The organism is Streptomyces sp. SP18CS02 (assembly GCF_036322365.1).
In the GTDB taxonomy this organism is placed as follows: domain Bacteria; phylum Actinomycetota; class Actinomycetes; order Streptomycetales; family Streptomycetaceae; genus Streptomyces.
In genome coordinates this window covers 395,087-411,164 of the sequence record NZ_JAQYXC010000281.1, presented here as the reverse complement: position 1 = coordinate 411,164, position 16,078 = coordinate 395,087, and the positions used below count along the sequence as shown (strand labels likewise).

The window sequence follows — 16,078 nt, the reverse complement described above, 5'->3', positions numbered from 1 at the left end:
TCCGTGGATATCGGATCATGGATTTCCGTCCGGGGCACGGCTTTTGCGCTCGACGCGCCACCACGGACGGTCACGGTTATGACGCTGCTCACGTGTCCCGGCCCATCTCCTGCGCGACCGGGGCACGTTATAACCAAAGCTCCAATACGGACAGATCCGCCATTAACCGACGAGCTCCCGCATTGCTCCCACGACATGACGTCAGTTGCGGTGCGACACGATGACGGTGGCGTCCCGGCCGCCCCGCGGGCCCGCCGCCACACCATGACGAGATGGACAGAACTCCTAAGAAATGTCCGGATATATACTTATGCGCGGGTGGCGTGAGGGTCGATATCGAGCAGCCGCAGCGCGGGGCGCCGGTTCCCCGTGGCTCGCGACTGGGGCCAGGCCGGGACGACGGAGTCGCCGCCGTACACGTACCGCACCGCACCGAGCCCCCTCGTCCGGGGCAGGCAGCCGGTACGGGGAACCCCGCCGCGCCCCGGGCCTGATCGCCTTGAGGGGCTCCACCCGGCGGCGCGCCCCGGCCGGTTCGGCCGGCCTCCCCCCGGCGAGGCCGCCGCACCCCGAGCACCACCATCACCCAGGCCGTGGCACTGGCGGGTGCCGGTCCCCCGTACGGCCGTGCCGGCTGCCGATGACCCTCTCGCCGTAGGTGAGTGGAGAGCGTACGGGCCAGGACGCGGCGCCCTGCGGCCGTGGAGCTCCGGGAGCCGCCAGGCGTCACGCGCGCGCGATCCCGGCGGCCGCCTCGGCGCGCGGCACCTCCAGGGCGGGCCGTGCGAACCGGGGACCACCCTCGACGGGGTACTCCTCATGCCCGTCGCGCCGCGACCCGACGGGTCGGCAGGGTGCAGGGCGGCCCGCTCCCCCAGCGCCACGGCGCCGTCGGCGGCGGTACGGGCGCTGCCGTGCAGATGCAGCGGATACACCAGGTACAGCGGACAGCAGGAGCACACCGGCGTCGGTGGGGCGCGGCGCCTGGCTGCCGACCGCGCCCGGGAAAGCGGACTGATCCCCCTCTCGTACCGTCTCGATCATCGAGATACCCAGATACGAACAGCAAGCGTCAGGTCCGCACATTCTTGGCCCTCGACCTCCGGCAGGGCAACGGATGTACGAGCTGCACGGAGATGATTGCCCCACGAATCGATGTCGTATCGTCGGACCCGCGACATCGTCGGCGACCAGCGCCGACGGCAGACACGGAGGAGCCCCCGTGACGCAGCAGCTGCCGCAGGTCCCGTCGACCGAGCCCGAACTGACCGGGGTGCGCAACTTCCGCGATGTGGGCGGGCTCCCGACCGTCGACGGCCGCCGGGTGCGGTACGGCCGCCTCTACCGCAGCGGCCACCTGGCCCACGCCACGGGCGAGGACGCTGCCTTCCTGGCCTCGCTCGGACTGCACACCGTCTTCGACTTCCGCAACGCCGCCGACCAGCGGCTGGAGGGTCCGGACGTCGAGCTGCCGGGCGTGCGGAACGTGAACATCCCGCTCACGGACCCGGCGGACGGTGCCGAGTTCTGGACCATGGTCCGGGACGGCAACATCGACCAGCTCCGTCGGATCCTCTCGGACGGCAAGGCGGCGGCGCGGATGTCCGGCTCCTACCGCGCCATCATCAAGGAGCGCACGGCCGAGCACAGCCGGGTGCTGCACGCGCTCGCGGAGGACAGCGTCCCGGCGCTGATGCACTGCGCGGCCGGCAAGGACCGTGCCGGGCTGTCGATAGCGGTGGCGCTGCTGGCGGTCGGCGTCGAGCGCGACGCCATCGAGGAGGACTACCTCAAGTCCAACGACCCGCACCGCCGTTACAAGGTGCGCCGCAGCGACAACTCGCCGGCGGGCATGTCCGCCGAGGTGATGGAGCTGCTCAGCCCGCTCTTCGACGCCCGCGCCGAGTATCTGGCGACCGCGTTCACCACCATCGAGGAGACCTGGGGCGACACCGATCGCTACCTCGAAGAGGGACTGAAGGTGACCCCGCAGACCCGTGAGCGGCTGCGCGAGCGGCTCCTCGACGAGGGCTGACCCGCCGTACCCGGCCCCGCCGGGCTCCCTGGCCCGCGCGTTCCGGCCTGCTGGTTCCGGTCTACTGGTTCTGGCCTCCCAGCAGGAAGAGCAGGTAGAGGAAGGCGGCGAACAGGTGGCCCGCCACCAGGTAGGCGAAGAGCCGGATGATCAGCCCGCGGGGGAACTTGCGTTCTTCCGTCCCCGAGCGGGAGCCGGTTTTCTGCGACATGGTGGAGCACTCCGATCGGATCAGCGGCGAAGGGCGCCGGCGCCGAGACACAGCTCGGCGGCGGCACTCTGCATCAGGGTGTGCACGAAGAGGATCTCGGCCCCGGCGCGCGTCGCCGCGGCGATGCGGTGCGGGGTGAGCGAGTCGAAGTGGGCGCTGTCACCGGGGTCGAGGACGTGCACCGAATCGCCCAGGGCCAGTCGCACCCGGCCGTCGAGCACGTACAGCCACTCCTCCCCCGGATGGACGCGGACGAGGTCGCCCTGGGTGCTGTGCGGCACCCGCACGCGCAGTGCCTGCATGGCCCGGCTCGGACCGCCGGCCTGGTAGTACGTCCAGCCGTCCGCCTCGGCCGGCTCGGCGGCGGCGCCCCGGACGACCGGGTCGCGTTCCGGCGCCAGCTCTCCCAGCAGCTCGGAGACCGTCGTACCGTAGATGCGGGCGAGTGCCAGCAGCATCGGCAGGGACGGCTGGCGCCGGCCGGTCTCCAGCCGGGACAGATGGGCCGGGGACAGACCGGCACGCCGGGCGGCGGCCTCCAGGGTGAGACCGCGGCGGCGGCGCAGGGCGCGCAGCTGCGGTGCCACGTCCGGCAGCGCCGTTGGCAGGGCGTCGGATCCCGCCTCCGCCGTCTGGTCGGCGACCGGGCGGGGCTCCGGGGACGATGCCCCGGCGGGAGAACTCGGCATGACGCCATTGGGCCAGGAATTCTCCTCTGAGGCAAACTTATTGCCTCAGAGGCAAAAGGTCCTGTTCCCGCCCTCCGACTCGTCGCTCCCGCACGTCTCCGGCGGCCGGTGGCCGCCGGTCAGCGGTTGCCGACCGCCTGCTTCATCAGCGTCCGGCCGAAGTCCCACATCAGCCCGCCGCCGCCGTGGGCGTCGTCCATGACGGCCGTGAACGCCTCCACGAACCGGTCGACCTCCCGTTCGCCGATGACGAGCGGCGGAATCAGCTTGATCACCTCCAGGTGATCGCCCGAGACCTGCGTCAGGATGCGGTGCCGTTGCAGCAGCGGCACCACCACCATCTGCGCGAAGAGACCCTTGCGGGCGGCCTGGAGCATGGCCCAGCGGCTGCGCAGGCCCAGCGACGAGGGGCGGCCGAACTCGATCCCGATCATCAGGCCCCGCCCCCGCACCTCGTGCAGCAGCTCATAACGGTCCACCAGAGCGGCGAGCCGTGACTTCAGCAGTTCCCCGGTGCGCCGGGCGTTCGCCACGACCCCCTCGTCCTCCAGCACCGAGAGGACCGCGAGGCCCGCCGCCATGGCCTGGGCGTTGGCACCGAAACTGGCCGAGTGGACGAGCACCCGGTCCATCGACGAGTACACCTTCTTGAAGATCCAGTCCTTGCCGAGGGTGGCGCCGACCGGCACGTAACCGCCCGAGAGCGCCTTGGCGACACAGACCAGGTCGGGCTCGACGCCGGGCTCGTGCTGGTACGCGTAGAAGTCTCCCGTGCGGCCGAGGCCGGTCTGCACCTCGTCGGCGATCAGCAGCGCCTTGTGCCGGTGCAGCAGTTCCTGCGCGGCCCGCAGGAATCCCGGCGGCGCCTCGTGCACGCCCTTGCCCTGGACGGGCTCGACGACGAAGCCAGCGACATCGCCCCGCTTCAGCTCCCTCTCCAGCGCGTCGAGGTCGCCGAGGCCGATGGCCGTGTCCGGCAGCAGCGGGGCGAAGCCGTCCCGGAAGCCGCTCTCGCCGTTGACCGACAGCGACCCGGTGGTCAGGCCGTGGAAGGCGTGCGCGCAGTACAGGACGCGCGGCCTGCCGGTCGCGTACCGGGCGAACTTGAGCGCGGTCTCCACCGCTTCCGTGCCGCTGTTGCCGAAGAAGACCCGGTCCAGGTGCGGCGAGTACGTCAGGAGCTTCTCGGCGAGCAGCCCGGGCAGGGGCTGGCAGTCGAAGCGGGTGAGATCGGCGAGCGAGGCGTCGAGGACGTCGTGGAGCGCCTTGCGGACGACGGGGTGGTGCCGGCCCAGCCCCATGACGCCGAACCCTGCCAGCATGTCGAGGTGGTCGTTGCCGTCGGCGTCCCAGAAGTAGGCGCCCTCGGCCCGCTCGTAGACCTTGTCGAAGCCGATGGTGCGGAGCATCCGCGGCAGCTGGTGGTTGAGGTGCCTGGTGTGCAGTTCGTAGCGTTCGGCGCCGCGCTCGGCCAGCAGTGCGGCCAGGTCGAACTCCTTGCTCATGCCTCGCACTCCTCGATGGTCCCTGGACCTCTCGGCCCCGTCCTCGGCCCGCCGTCCGCCGTCCGGGAGTGGAGCGGCGCCCCCTCGCCCCCCGTCCCGGCCCTCGCCGCCGGACCCGCCCGGACGGGCGGGCGGGTCCGGCGGGCACTGCCCCCGCTTCCGTCGTCACGTCACCCGCGGTTGCCGGTGACGGTCTCGCGGGCGGCGCGGATGGACTCGCGCAGCGATCCCATCGTGGCCAGGACGGCCGTGGGCTCGTAGCCGCAGTGCGCCATGCAGTTGGCGCAGCGCGGGTCCTTGCCCCGGCCGTACTTGCTCCAGTCGGTCTCCTCGACGAGCTCGCGGTACGTGGGGACGTAGCCGTCGCTCATCAGGTAGCAGGGGCGCTGCCAGCCGAAGAGCGAGTAGTTGGGGATCGCCCACGCGGTGCAGGGAAAGTCAGCCCTGCCCTCCAGGAAGTCCAGGAAGAGCGGGGAGTGGTTCAGCCGCCAGCGCCGTCTGTTGCCTCCCGCGAACGCCTTCCTGAACAGCTCGCGGGTCTGCTCGACGCCCAGGAAGTGCTCCTGGTCGGGGGCCTTCTCGTAGGCGTAGGCGGGCGAGATCATCATCTCGTCGACCTTCAGGTCGTCGTTGAGGTAGTCGAGCACCTCGATGACGGTCTGCGGGGTGTCGGTGTTGAAGAACGTGGAGTTGGTGGTGACCCTGAAGCCGCGCCGTTTGGCCTCCTTGATCGCCTCGACCGCCTCGTCGAACACGCCCTCCTTGGCCACCGACTCGTCGTGGCGCTCGCGCAGGCCGTCGATGTGCACGGCGAAGGCGAAGTAGGGGGAGGGCGTGAACTTCTCGATCTTCTTGCGCAGCAGCAGGGCGTTGGTGCAGAGGAAGACGTACTTCCGCCTCGCCACCAGCTGACGCACGATCTCGTCGATCTGCGGATGCATCAGCGGCTCGCCGCCCGCGATGGAGACCATCGGGGCCCCGGACTCCAGGACCGCGCCGACGGCCTGGGCGACCGGCATGCGCTGCTTCAGGATCCCGGCGGGATGCTGGATCTTGCCGCACCCCTCGCACGCGAGGTTGCACGCGAAGAGCGGTTCCAGCTCGACGATGAGCGGGAACTTCTCACGCTTGCGGAGCTTCTGTTCGAAGAGATAGGTCCCGACCCGGATGGTTTGGCGAAGCGGCATGGCCATCTGGCTCACCTCCTGGGGAGCAGCAAGGAACGGTGCCATTCATAGAAAGCCGGCAGGACTGAACGCAGGACACGGAAGGCTGATATTCCACCTCGAACCGTTCCGATCCGGACCAGTTCGTGTTCGGGGGCGTCCACGACCACCCGGACGGCGGCGACAGGGCGCGGCCCGGCGCCCAGGGCGGTCCGCAGGGTGGCCGCCGATTCCATGTCCACCGCGATCGCGCCCGTGGCCCGCAGCTCGGCCCGCTCCCGGCCGCGTACGACATGGTCGGAGCCGGTCAGCAGGCCGGTGTGCACGGCACGGCCGGGCGCGGCCCGCGCCAGGGCCTCGACGAGCAGCCGCGTGCCCGTACAGGCGCTGGAGCGGCCGGGGCCCCGGGTCTCTTCGGCGACGACCAGGTCACCGGGGTGCATGCCCGGGGCGAGCCCGGCGCAGAACCCGGCCGCGAGGACGGCGGCGTCCCTCAGGGCCCGGTCCGCGAGGGCCCGGGTCACCGCCCGCTCGGCGTTCACCGGGCCCATTCCGGTACGCAGCACGGTCAGCGGGCCGGACATACCGCTCCGGCCGCCGCTGCGCAGGGCGATCTTCTCGATGCCGAGCGCACAGGCGATCAGCAGCGGCGCGGCCCGGTCGGGCGGCTCCCGGTCCGCCGCCATCAGGATTCCTCGCTCCGGACGCCGGGGACGCCCGGGGAGCCGCCGACCGGCGTGGTGCCGGCGCGGGCCGGGGCGGGGGGTCGCGGTGAGCCGGTGACGCCGGAGCGGCCGTTGACGCCGGCCCCGCCGGGGGACGGTTCGCCGTGCACGTACCTGCCGAGCGCCGTGAGCGGGAAGACCTGCCGGTACAGGTGGTAGTTGATGGAGAAGTCCCAGGGGAAGCCGGTGCCCGTGAAGTACGGCTCGTCCCAGGAGCCGTCCTCGCGCTGGGTCCGGGCCAGCCACAGGACACCGCGCTCCACGGACCGGGCGTCCCGCTCCCCGGCGGCCAGCAGGGCCAGCAGGGCCCACGCGGTCTGGGAGGCGGTGGAGGCGCCGTGGCCGATCCACGCCTCCTCGCGATAGGAGCGCAGGTCCTCGCCCCATCCCCCGTCGTCGTTCTGGACCGATTCGAGCCAGGTGACCGCACGGCGGATCGCCGGGTGCGAGGAGGGCATGCCGGCCGCGATCAGGGCGGGGACCACCGACCCCGTGCCGTAGACGTAGTTGACGCCCCAGCGCCCGAACCACGCCCCGCTCGCCTCCTGTTCGGCGAGCAGCCACTCGATGCCCCTGCGGGTACGGGGGTGGCGGGCCTTGCCCTCGTACGCCAGCATCTCCACCACGTGCGCGGTGACGTCGGCGGACGGCGGGTCGATGACCTCGCCGAAGTCGCAGAAGGGCAGCCGATCGGGGAAGGCGCTGGTGTTGTCGGCGTCGAACGCGCCCCAGGCGCCGTTCCTGGACTGCATGCCGAGGTTCCAGCGGACGCCCCGCTCGATCGCGGAGTCGACCCGGTCCGGGTCGGGGTGCCTCACCCGGCGCAGCGCGAGGACGACCTCGGCGGTGTCGTCGATGTCGGGGTAGTTGTCGTTGTGGAACTCGAACGCCCAGCCGCCGGGTGTGAGACCCGGTCTGCGCACGGACCAGTCGCCCGGCCGTACGACCTGTTCGCCCAGCATCCAGTCGGCGGCCCTGACGAGCGCCGGGTGGTCGGGGCGTACCCCCGCGTCGGCGAGCGCGATGGTGGCCAGGCAGGTGTCCCAGACGGGCGACTGACACGCCTCGATCATGCGGGCGCCGTCGTCCCGCCAGACGGCGAACCGGTCGAGCGACTCAAGACCTGCCCGCATCACGGGGTGGTTCAGGTCGTAGCCCAGCAGGTGGAGGGCGATCACCGAGTACACGGCGGGAGGCTGGATGCCGCCCCAGCAGCCGTCGTTCTCCTGCCGTTCGATGATCCAGCGGGCCGCGGCGTTCATCGCTGCCCGGCGCAGCCGGCGCGGCGCGACCTTCCGGTAGGCGTGCAGCGCCTTGTCGAGCCGCTGGAAGGCGCCCTCCCAACTGGCCGCCGGAGCAAGGGGTTTGAGGGGTACCGGCCGCCGGGGGTCGGTGTGGAGTTCCTCCAGCGCGAAGGGGGCGGGGCGGACCGGCCGCTTGGCCGAGACGATGGTGAGGGGCACGATGGTCTGCCGGGCCCAGCAGCCGAAGTCGTAGATGTTCAGCGGGAACCAGGCGGGCAGGAAGATCAGCTCGGGCGGCAGCTCGGGCAGGTCGTCCCACTTCCACCAGCCGAACAGGGCCAGCCAGACGCGGGTGAAGACCCGGCTCGCGGCGATGCCGCCCTGTGCCCTGACCCAGCCGGCGGCGCGCGCCATGTGCGGCTCGTCCGGAGTGTCCCCGGCCAGCCGCAGGGCGACGTAGGCCTCGATGGTGGCGGAGAGATCGGCGGGCCCGCCGAGGAAGGTGGCCCAGGTGCCGTCCGCGCGCTGTTCGCCGCGGATGAACCGCGCGGAGGCGGCGGTGACGGCCTCGTCACCGATCCCGAGGAACTGCCGGAGCAGTAAATCCTCGGCGTCCATGGTGACGTTGGTCTCCAGGTCGCCCTTCCACCAGCCCTGGGCGTCCTGTCTGCCGAGGAGGTGCTCGATGGAACGTTCGGCGGCCCGCCCGGCGGTTTCGAGGACACCGTCCGGGGCGGGGATCGTGAGGGATGTGGTCTCGGTGGCCGAGGGGGCCCGGGGCGTGCCGGCTCCGGTGCTGCCGTCGGTCGTCGCTGTCATGGCTTCCCCTTCGTGCAGTTGGCGTTCTGCTGCTGCGGGTGGGCCGTCGGCCGGTGCCCGGGGGCACCGGCCGGCGACGGCGAGTCATATGGTGGCCGCGATGGCGATCATCTCTTTCGTACGACGACGAAGTCCGCGAGTGCGACGAGCTGGGCGCGGACCCGTTCCGGCATGTCCACACCGTCGAGGGCCTCGATGGCGACGGCGTGCTGGCGACGGGCCTCCTGGGAGGTCCACTCACGGCCGCCCGCCTCCTCGATGAGGGCCGCCCGCATGGCGAACTCCTCCTCGGAGAAGCTGTCGAAGTCGTTGCTCTTGGCGTCCGCCGAGAGCAGTTCCCCCAGACGCCGCGAGGCCGGTCCGCCGGCGGCGAGCGCGGCGACCACCGGCAGGGACTTCTTGCGCTGGCGCAGATCGCTCCAGGTCTGCTTGCCCGTCGACTCGGGGTCGCCCCAGATGCCGAGCAGGTCGTCGACGGCCTGGAAGGCCAGGCCGAGGTGGTAGCCGTACGCCTCCAGCGTGTCGGCGGTGCGATCGTCGGCGCCTCCGAGGACCGCGCCGATGGAGACGGCGCAGGCGAGCAGCGCGCCGGTCTTGTTGCCCTCCATCTCCAGGCACTCCTCGACGGTGACCCGCTCGCGGTGCTCGTAGGAGATGTCCTGGGCCTGGCCGTCGATCAGCTTGCGGGTGGCGGTGGTCAGCCGCCGGGTGGCCCGGCCCGCGTCGACGGTGCCGAGCTCCAGAAGGATCTCGTTGGCCAGCGCGAAGAGCGCGTCGCCCACGAGGATGGCCTGGGCGGGGCCGTGCACCTTCCACACGGTGTCGCGGTGGCGGCGCTGCTCGTCGCCGTCCATCAGGTCGTCGTGCAGCAGCGAGAAGTTGTGCACGAGCTCCACCGCGACCGCGCCGGGGACGCCGACCTCGGGCGCCCGGCCGGCCGCCTCGGCGGACAGCAGGGCGAGGGCGGGCCGGACGGCCTTGCCGCTGTCGCCGTGCGAGGGCTGTCCCTGGGCGTCGATCCAGCCGAAGTGGTACGCGGCGACGGTGTCCATGGGCGGCGCGAGCCGGTCCACGGCCGCCCGCAGCACCGGGGTGGACAGGGTCCTCCCGCGCTCCAGCAGGGCGGTGACGTCCGCGGTGTCGACGGCCGGATTCGCCGGGGGCACTGTCGGCACGGTTTCTCCTCTTGTTCCGGTACTCATGCTCATGCCGCCTCCTTGAGCGGATGTACGTGGGGGCGGCCGAGCGCCGAGAGGGCCGCGCCGGCGGCGGTGAATCCGCTGCGCACCGCGCCCTCCATGGTGGCGGGCCAGCCGGTGGCGGTCCACGCTCCGGCCAGATACAGACCGGGCGCGTGGGTGCGGGCACCGGGGCGCAGCCGCCCGACGCCGGGGGTCGGGGCGAACGTCGCCGTCCGCTCCCGGGTGACGAAGAAGTCCCGTACCTTGGCGCCGCGCGTGGCGGGCAGCAGCCGTTCGAGCTCGGGCAGGTAGCGCTCGCGCAGGGCGGCGACGGGCTCGTCGATCTCGTCCTGGGCCGCCGACTGCGACAGGGCCAGGTACTGGCCGTCCTTGAGGCCCGAGGCGTCCGTGCGGTCGAAGACCCACTGGACGGGCGAGCCGAGGGCGGTGAAGAAGGGCCGGCGCAGCACCTTGCGGTCGTACAGGACGTGGATGTTGAGGATGGGCGCGGTACCGATGTCCAGCAGTCTGCCGGGGTCGTCCAGCGCCCCTTCGGGCAGCAGGGCGTGGGTCTCGCGCTGCGGTACGGCGAGGACGACGGTGTCCGCCTCCAGTGTCTCGCCGGGGACCTCGACGGCCCAACGACCGTTGGCCGCGCGGGTGACGGCCGTGACCTTGGTGCGCGGTTCCGTCCGCACCCCGAGGGAGTCGAGGGCCTTGCGGGCGAGGGTGTCGTGCAGGTCTCCGAGGGGCACGTGCGCCCAGCCGATGTCGGCGGCGCCGGGGTAGGAGAGGAGGCCGGTCTTGAAGACCTTGGCGGCGAGCCCCATGGAGGCGTTCGCCGCGGTGGCGTTGAGGGTGGCGACGCCGACCAGGTCCCAGAGCGCTTCGACGGCCCGCGGCGACTGGCCGTGGCGGGCCAGCCAGGTGGCGAAGTCGATGCCGTCGAGTGCGGGGTCGGCGGGGTCGAGCGTCCGCAGGGCGAACGCGGCACGTCCGACGGCTGCCCGCTCGGCCGGCGAGAGGTGCGGATAGGTGGCGAGGCCGGCGGCCAGGTGGAGCGGGACGGGCAGACGGGTGCGGCGCAGCCGGCCGAGGCGGGGGCCGCGCGGACCGTCCGCGTCCAGGACGGGTACGTCGAGGCGGTCCTGGAGCGGCGCGAGGTGGGCGCCCTCGATCCGGTCGAGGAACCACCGGTAGGCGGTGCAGCAGCGCAGGTAGACATGCTGGCCGTTGTCGACGGTGAGGTCGCCGCGCCGGAAGGAGAAGGCGAGGCCGCCCAGGCGGGGCCGGCCTTCGAGGAGCGTCACGCGCAGGCCGGAGTCGGCGAGGCGCAGCGCCGCGGTGATGCCGGCGAGCCCGCCGCCGACGACCACGGCATGCCCCGCCGGTGTGGTGTCGTCCGTCATGCGACCGTCTCCTTCCGGGCCGTCCTCGTCAGGGACGCGGTGCGGCGGCCCGGGGTTGCGCTTCCGCGGTCGCGGCTGTCCGTCCGCGCGGTCACGGCCCTCACGCGCGCCTCCTCACGTACTGGCGGGAGATCGTCCGGGCGTCCAGACCCGACAGGCCGCGCACCGCCACATACGCCTTCTCGTGGCCGGGCAGGGAGACGCGGCCCCGCAGCACCGCCTCGGGTTCGCGTTCGATGCGGTCGAGCAGGCGCCGGTAGATACCGGCCATGGCGGCGACGCACGCGCCGCTGCGCCGGTCCAGCATGGGCAGCAGCCGGTAGCCCTCGGCGAACAGCGCGCGGGCCCGGCGGACTTCGAAGTGCACCAGGCCGGTGAAGTCGGCGCCGGGCGGCGGGGTCGCGGTGCGGAACCCGTCCGCGCAGCCGAATTTGGCGAGGTCGTCCGCCGGCAGGTAGGTGCGGCCGTTGTGGGCGTCCTCCCGGACATCTCTGAGGATGTTGGTGAGTTGGAGGGCGAGCCCCAGCGTGTCGGCGTACTCGGCGGCGCGTTCGGCGCCCCGAGCGCCGGGGGTCGTACCGAACACGCCGAGCGAGAGCCGCCCGATCGCGCCGGCGACGCAGCGGCAGTACGTCCTCAGGTCGTCCCAGGTCTCGTACGTCTCGCCGCGCACGTCCATCAGGACGCCGTCGATGAGCTCGTCGAGACCGCCGAGCGGCAGCGGGAAGCGGCGCGCCGTGTCGGCGAGCGCGACGGCCACCGGGTCGGTGTCGTCCTCGTCGACGGCGTCCCGGCGGACACGTTCCAGCAGTTCCCTGGTCGATTCGAGGCGCTCGCGCTTGGCTTCGGGGGCGAGCACGCCGTCGCCGATGTCGTCGACCCGCCGCGAGAACGCGTACAGCGCCGACATGGCCTGCCGCTTCTCGGTCGGCAGGAGCCGGATGCCATAGGCGAAGTTGCGGGCCTGCTGTCCGGTGACGGCCTCGCAGTAGCTGTACGCGGCCTGTACCGGCGCCGGCATCTCCGTCTGTCCTTCCACGATCCCGCTCACCCCTTTCTACGCGCTCTGCGCAACACTGTTCCCACTTCGCGCATCAGGTGCGGCTTGGACGACGCGGGCGGCCCGGGGAGCACGTCGTGTCCGGCGTCCGCGATCGCGTGGAGGGCCGCGTTCCCGCCGGCCACGAATCCGGCCAGCAGCAGCCGGAGTCTGCCGTGGACGCTGCCCACCAGCGGGATGCCCTCGTCCAGCAGCAGCCGGGCGCGTCCGGCCTCGAAGGCGACCAGGGCGCGCACCGACGCGCTCCCGCTGGGCCGGGCCAGGTCGGCCTCGGTGACGTGGAACCGGCGCATGTCCTCGGCGGGCAGGTAGATCCTGTCGCGGGCCAGGTCCTCGGAGACGTCCTGGAGGTGCTCGGCGATCTGCAGGGCGGTGCAGACGGCGTCGGAGCGGCGGACGCGTTCGGGGCTGGCGGTTCCGGTGACCGCCAGGACGAGGCGGCCGACGGGGTTGGCGGAGAGCTCGCAGTAGGCGAGGAGGTCGTCGTACGTCTCGTAGCGCCGCACCAGCTGGTCCTGGCGGTTGGCCGCGATCAGGCCGAGGAAGGGGCCGGGGGTGAGCGAGCGGCGCCGCACGGTGGGCTGCAGGGCGCGCAGCAGCGGGTGGGACGGGGTTCCCTCGAAGACGCGGCGCAGGTCGGCCTCGAAGGCGTCGAGGAGGGCCACGCGGTCGTCCGCCCGGTCGGCGGCGACGCCGAGGTGGCGGGCGTCGGCTCCGCCCGGGGCGAGGTCGCCGTCGCCGATGTCGTCGACCAGGCGGGCGAAGCCGTAGACGGCCATGAGGTCGTCGCGCCAGGCGCGCGGCAGGAAGAAGGGGGCCACGGGGAAGTTCTCGTCGGCGGCCTTGTCGAGTGTGGCGCGCGCGGAGGCGTCGGGGCGCACCTGCCGTACAGCCGTCACTTGTGGCTGCCCGGCGCGGGGACGGCTGGACCCTCGCGGAGCTGGAGATCTACCGTCATTGCCGTCACATCTCCCGTTCTACACTGCTGACCCAAAACATCCTATTTCGGACACGCCGCCGGTCCTCTCCAGTGGAGTGACCGCCCGGCGGGGCCGGGGCCCCAGGGGTTATCGCCCCACTTGCCGCGAATCAGCACCGGTACAGCTTACGTTGTACAGCGTCGGAACCGGTGTCGGGGTATTACGCGCAGGGGAACGACGACGCGTCCGGCGGCAACCTCCCCGGGCGCCAAGGGACTTGACCCGGCCCTGGCCCGCGGCGTCGGAGCCCGCCCGGCGGAAGGGCCCCCGCCGGGTGCTCCGGCGGGGGCCCTTCCGGTGGCGGTCGCGGCGTGCGTACTACTTGCCGGTCTCCTTCTCATACGCCTTGAGGACCTCGTCCGCGGGACCGTCCATCAGCAGCTCGCCCTTCTCCAGCCACAGGACGCGGTCACAGGTGTCCCTGATCGACTTGTTGCTGTGACTGACCAGGAAGACGGTGCCCGCGGTCTTGCGGAGCTCGCGGATGCGCTGCTCGGAGCGGATCTGGAACTTGCGGTCACCGGTGGCGAGCGCCTCGTCGATCATCAGGACGTCGTGGTCCTTGGCGGCCGCGATGGCGAACCGGAGCCGGGCGCCCATGCCGGAGGAGTACGTCCGCATGGGCAGGGTGATGAAGTCGCCCTTCTCGTTGATGCCGGAGAAGTCGACGATGTCCTGGTACCGCTCGCGGATCTCCTCGCGCGACATCCCCATGGCCAGTCCGCCGAGGATCACATTGCGCTCGCCGGTCAGATCGCCCATCAGCGCCGCGTTGACACCCAGCAGCGAGGGCTGCCCGTCGGTGTACACCCGGCCGCTCTCGGTGGGGAGCAGGCCGGCGATGGCACGGAGCAGGGTCGACTTGCCCGAACCGTTGGTGCCGATGAGACCGATGGCCTCGCCCCGGTACGCGGTGAAGGAGACACCGCGCACGGCGTGCACCTTGCGCACGCCCCGGGACTCGCCCTTGTCCCGCCGGACTATGCGGCTGAGCGCCGCGGTGGCGCTGCCCCTGCCTCCGCCACCGCCGCCGTTGACCCGGTAGACGATGTGGACGTCCTCGGCGATCACGGTGGGGATGCGGGCGCCGTCCGCGGTGACCGTCTCGTCGACGGCGGGGGTGGTGTCGTTGGTGTCCTCAGCCACGGCCGTACCGGTCCTCTGCCTTCCAGAAGTACACGAAGCCCGCGAAGCCGACGAGGACCGCCCAGAGGAGTCCGGCGAACCAGACGTGGGCGGGCAGGTTGTCGGAGCTGTAGCCGTCGATCAGCGCGAAGCGGATGAGGTCCATGTAGATCGCCGCCGGGTTGTACATCAGCACGTCGGCGATCCAGGCCGGCTTGTCCTTGAGCATCACCGGGATGGAGAACATGACACCCGACGCGTACAGCCAGGTCCTCATGATGAAGGGCATCAGCTGGGCGAGGTCGGGGGTCTTGCTGCCCAGCCGGGCCATGATCAGGGCGAGGCCGATGTTGAAGACGAACTGCAGCGCCAGGGCCGGCAGGACCAGCAGCCAGCTCAGCGACGGGTAGCTGCCGAACGCCACCACGATCAGCACCAGCACCAGCATCGAGAACATCAGCTGCTGGAGCTGCTGGAGCGCGAACGAGATGGGCAGCGAGGCGCGCGGGAAGTGCAGGGCGCGCACCAGGCCGAGATTGCCCGCGATGGAGCGGACGCCCGACATCACCGAGGTCTGGGTGAAGGTGAACACGAAGACACCGGTCACCAGGAACGGGATGTAGACCTCCTTGGGCATCCCCTTGCTGGCGTTCAGGATCAGCCCGAAGATCAGGAAGTAGACCGCGGCGTTGAGCAGCGGCGTCGCCACCTGCCACAGCTGGCCGAGCTTGGCCTGGCTGTACTGGGCCGTGAGCTTGGCCTGCGAGAAGGCCAGGATGAAGTGGCGCCGCCCCCACAGCTGCCGGACGTACTCGGCCAGACTCGGCCGGGCACCGCTCACCGTGAGGTTGTACTTGGCGGCCAGTTCCGCCGGGGACAGACCGTCGTCGGGAGATGGCGGGGCGCTCACGGCGATCGCTCCGGCATGGGTTGTCTCACTCACAAGTTGAAACTTTCGTGTTCAAGATGCGCGGCAGATGGGGCGCGGGTCAGGTGGCGGCCAGGTCCCGAACATGCCCGATGCTCTCAGATCCCAGCGTGTCAGATGACAGGAGGGCGGCCCAGTCGTGTCAGGCGCCACACCGTACGCCACCTCATCGGCCGCCTGGGTCCGCACGGGCTCGTCCAGCCCTCCTTGAAGCCGCCGAACCACGCCTTCAGCGCGGGCCCCGAGGGGCGCCGGGCCAGGGTGAGCAGCAGCCAGACGCCCAGGTAGAGCGGTACCAGGGGGGCGGGCAGGTTGCGCCGGGCCAGCCAGACCCGGTTGCGGGCGACCATCCGGTGGTACACGGCGTGCCGGGACGGCGCCGTCGTCGGGTGGAGCAGCACCATGTCGGAGCGGTAGTCGATCATCCAGCCGGCGTCGAGCGCCCGCCAGGCGAGATCCGTCTCCTCGTGGGCGTAGAAGAACTCGCCGGGCAGCGGTCCGACCTCGGCGATGACCTTCGTACGGACGGCGTTGGCGCCGCCGAGGAAGGTGGTCACCCGTGAGGAGCGCATCGGGTCGGAGGCGCGCAGCCGGGGCACGTGCCGGCGCTGGGTCGCACCGGTGTCGGGGTCGGCGATCCGGAAGCTGATGATGCCCAGCTCCGGGTCGGCCGTGAACGCCTGGCGGACCAGCTCGGCGGTGTCCGTGCGGGCCAGCAGACCGTCGTCGTCCAGGAACAGCAGGACGTCCACGTCGGTGCCGCCGGGGCCGAACGCCTCGATGCCGACGTTGCGGCCGCCGGGGATGCCCAGGTTCTCGGGGAGGTCGACGGTGCGCACGCCCTCGGGGACGCCCGTCACCGGGGCGCCGTTGCCGACGACGACCACCTCGACCGGGTCGCCGTCCTGCTTGGCGACCGAGTCGATCAGGGCGCGCAGGTCGTCGGGGCGGTTGCCCATCGTGATGATGACGGCGCCCAGCTTCATCGGAGGAGTCATGGC

The 16,078-nt window shown here is 71.8% G+C and carries 14 protein-coding genes; 1 reads left to right on the top strand and 13 read right to left on the bottom strand.

Going from position 1 to position 16,078, the window contains the following annotated elements; genetic code table 11:
* Positions 1–1,222: 1,222 nt before the first annotated feature.
* A complete protein-coding gene (locus PUR26_RS16890) occupies positions 1,223–2,035 on the top strand; it encodes a tyrosine-protein phosphatase (RefSeq protein ID WP_329873197.1) in 813 nt (270 codons plus the stop codon).
* Between the two features lie 61 nt (positions 2,036–2,096).
* On the opposite strand, the gene PUR26_RS16885 is transcribed toward PUR26_RS16890, so the two are convergent.
* The 13 genes from PUR26_RS16885 to PUR26_RS16825 form a co-directional block, all read right to left on the bottom strand.
* Complete coding sequence (locus tag PUR26_RS16885) at positions 2,097–2,246, bottom strand: DUF6126 family protein (protein WP_329873196.1); 150 nt, start codon at positions 2,244–2,246, stop codon at positions 2,097–2,099.
* Between the two features lie 20 nt (positions 2,247–2,266).
* Complete coding sequence (locus PUR26_RS16880; RefSeq protein WP_329873195.1) at positions 2,267–2,935, bottom strand: XRE family transcriptional regulator; 669 nt, start codon at positions 2,933–2,935, stop codon at positions 2,267–2,269.
* Between the two features lie 119 nt (positions 2,936–3,054).
* Positions 3,055–4,440: an aspartate aminotransferase family protein gene (locus PUR26_RS16875; protein ID WP_329873194.1), complete on the bottom strand. Its 1,386-nt coding sequence runs from the start codon at positions 4,438–4,440 to the stop codon at positions 3,055–3,057.
* A 170-nt stretch (positions 4,441–4,610) separates the two neighbouring features.
* A complete protein-coding gene (gene hpnH / locus PUR26_RS16870) occupies positions 4,611–5,633 on the bottom strand; it encodes an adenosyl-hopene transferase HpnH (RefSeq protein ID WP_329873193.1) in 1,023 nt (340 codons plus the stop codon).
* A 5-nt stretch (positions 5,634–5,638) separates the two neighbouring features.
* Complete coding sequence (locus PUR26_RS16865) at positions 5,639–6,292, bottom strand: phosphorylase family protein (RefSeq protein ID WP_329873192.1); 654 nt, start codon at positions 6,290–6,292, stop codon at positions 5,639–5,641.
* Entirely contained in the window at positions 6,292–8,394 is a 2,103-nt protein-coding gene (gene shc, locus PUR26_RS16860) for a squalene--hopene cyclase (RefSeq protein ID WP_329873191.1), read from the bottom strand. The genes PUR26_RS16865 and shc overlap by 1 nt, the downstream gene beginning before the upstream one ends.
* A 107-nt stretch (positions 8,395–8,501) precedes the next feature.
* A complete protein-coding gene (locus PUR26_RS16855) occupies positions 8,502–9,602 on the bottom strand; it encodes a polyprenyl synthetase family protein (RefSeq protein WP_329873190.1) in 1,101 nt (366 codons plus the stop codon).
* On the bottom strand, positions 9,599–10,984 hold the full coding sequence (gene hpnE / locus PUR26_RS16850; RefSeq protein WP_329873189.1) for a hydroxysqualene dehydroxylase HpnE: 1,386 nt from the start codon (positions 10,982–10,984) through the stop codon (positions 9,599–9,601). Before hpnE ends, PUR26_RS16855 begins: the two co-directional genes overlap by 4 nt.
* Positions 10,985–11,084: 100 nt before the next feature.
* Entirely contained in the window at positions 11,085–12,035 is a 951-nt protein-coding gene (hpnD, locus tag PUR26_RS16845) for a presqualene diphosphate synthase HpnD (RefSeq protein ID WP_443077090.1), read from the bottom strand.
* Positions 12,032–12,943, bottom strand: coding sequence for a squalene synthase HpnC (gene hpnC / locus PUR26_RS16840; protein ID WP_329873187.1), 912 nt, complete (start codon positions 12,941–12,943; stop codon positions 12,032–12,034). The genes hpnD and hpnC overlap by 4 nt, the downstream gene beginning before the upstream one ends.
* 399 nt (positions 12,944–13,342) lie before the next feature.
* On the bottom strand, positions 13,343–14,104 hold the full coding sequence (locus PUR26_RS16835; RefSeq protein ID WP_329873238.1) for an ABC transporter ATP-binding protein: 762 nt from the start codon (positions 14,102–14,104) through the stop codon (positions 13,343–13,345).
* A gap of 58 nt (positions 14,105–14,162) precedes the next feature.
* The gene (locus tag PUR26_RS16830; protein ID WP_329873186.1) at positions 14,163–15,092 is read right to left on the bottom strand and encodes an ABC transporter permease; all 930 of its coding nucleotides are present in this window, start codon (positions 15,090–15,092) and stop codon (positions 14,163–14,165) included.
* A gap of 98 nt (positions 15,093–15,190) precedes the next feature.
* On the bottom strand, positions 15,191–16,063 hold the full coding sequence (locus PUR26_RS16825) for a glycosyltransferase family 2 protein (RefSeq protein ID WP_329873237.1): 873 nt from the start codon (positions 16,061–16,063) through the stop codon (positions 15,191–15,193).
* Positions 16,064–16,078 lie beyond the last annotated feature (15 nt).

Bases quoted from the DNA above. Each gene is read 5' to 3' on its own strand.
- PUR26_RS16885 (WP_329873196.1), bottom strand. From the start codon at position 2,246: ATGTCGCAGAAAACCGGCTCCCGCTCGGGGACGGAAGAACGCAAGTTC.
- PUR26_RS16880 (WP_329873195.1), bottom strand. From the start codon at position 2,935: ATGCCGAGTTCTCCCGCCGGGGCATCGTCCCCGGAGCCCCGCCCGGTC.
- PUR26_RS16875 (WP_329873194.1), bottom strand. From the start codon at position 4,440: ATGAGCAAGGAGTTCGACCTGGCCGCACTGCTGGCCGAGCGCGGCGCC.
- hpnH (WP_329873193.1), bottom strand. From the start codon at position 5,633: ATGGCCATGCCGCTTCGCCAAACCATCCGGGTCGGGACCTATCTCTTC.
- PUR26_RS16865 (WP_329873192.1), bottom strand. From the start codon at position 6,292: ATGGCGGCGGACCGGGAGCCGCCCGACCGGGCCGCGCCGCTGCTGATC.
- shc (WP_329873191.1), bottom strand. From the start codon at position 8,394: ATGACAGCGACGACCGACGGCAGCACCGGAGCCGGCACGCCCCGGGCC.
- PUR26_RS16855 (WP_329873190.1), bottom strand. From the start codon at position 9,602: ATGAGCATGAGTACCGGAACAAGAGGAGAAACCGTGCCGACAGTGCCC.
- hpnE (WP_329873189.1), bottom strand. From the start codon at position 10,984: ATGACGGACGACACCACACCGGCGGGGCATGCCGTGGTCGTCGGCGGC.
- PUR26_RS16825 (WP_329873237.1), bottom strand. From the start codon at position 16,063: ATGAAGCTGGGCGCCGTCATCATCACGATGGGCAACCGCCCCGACGAC.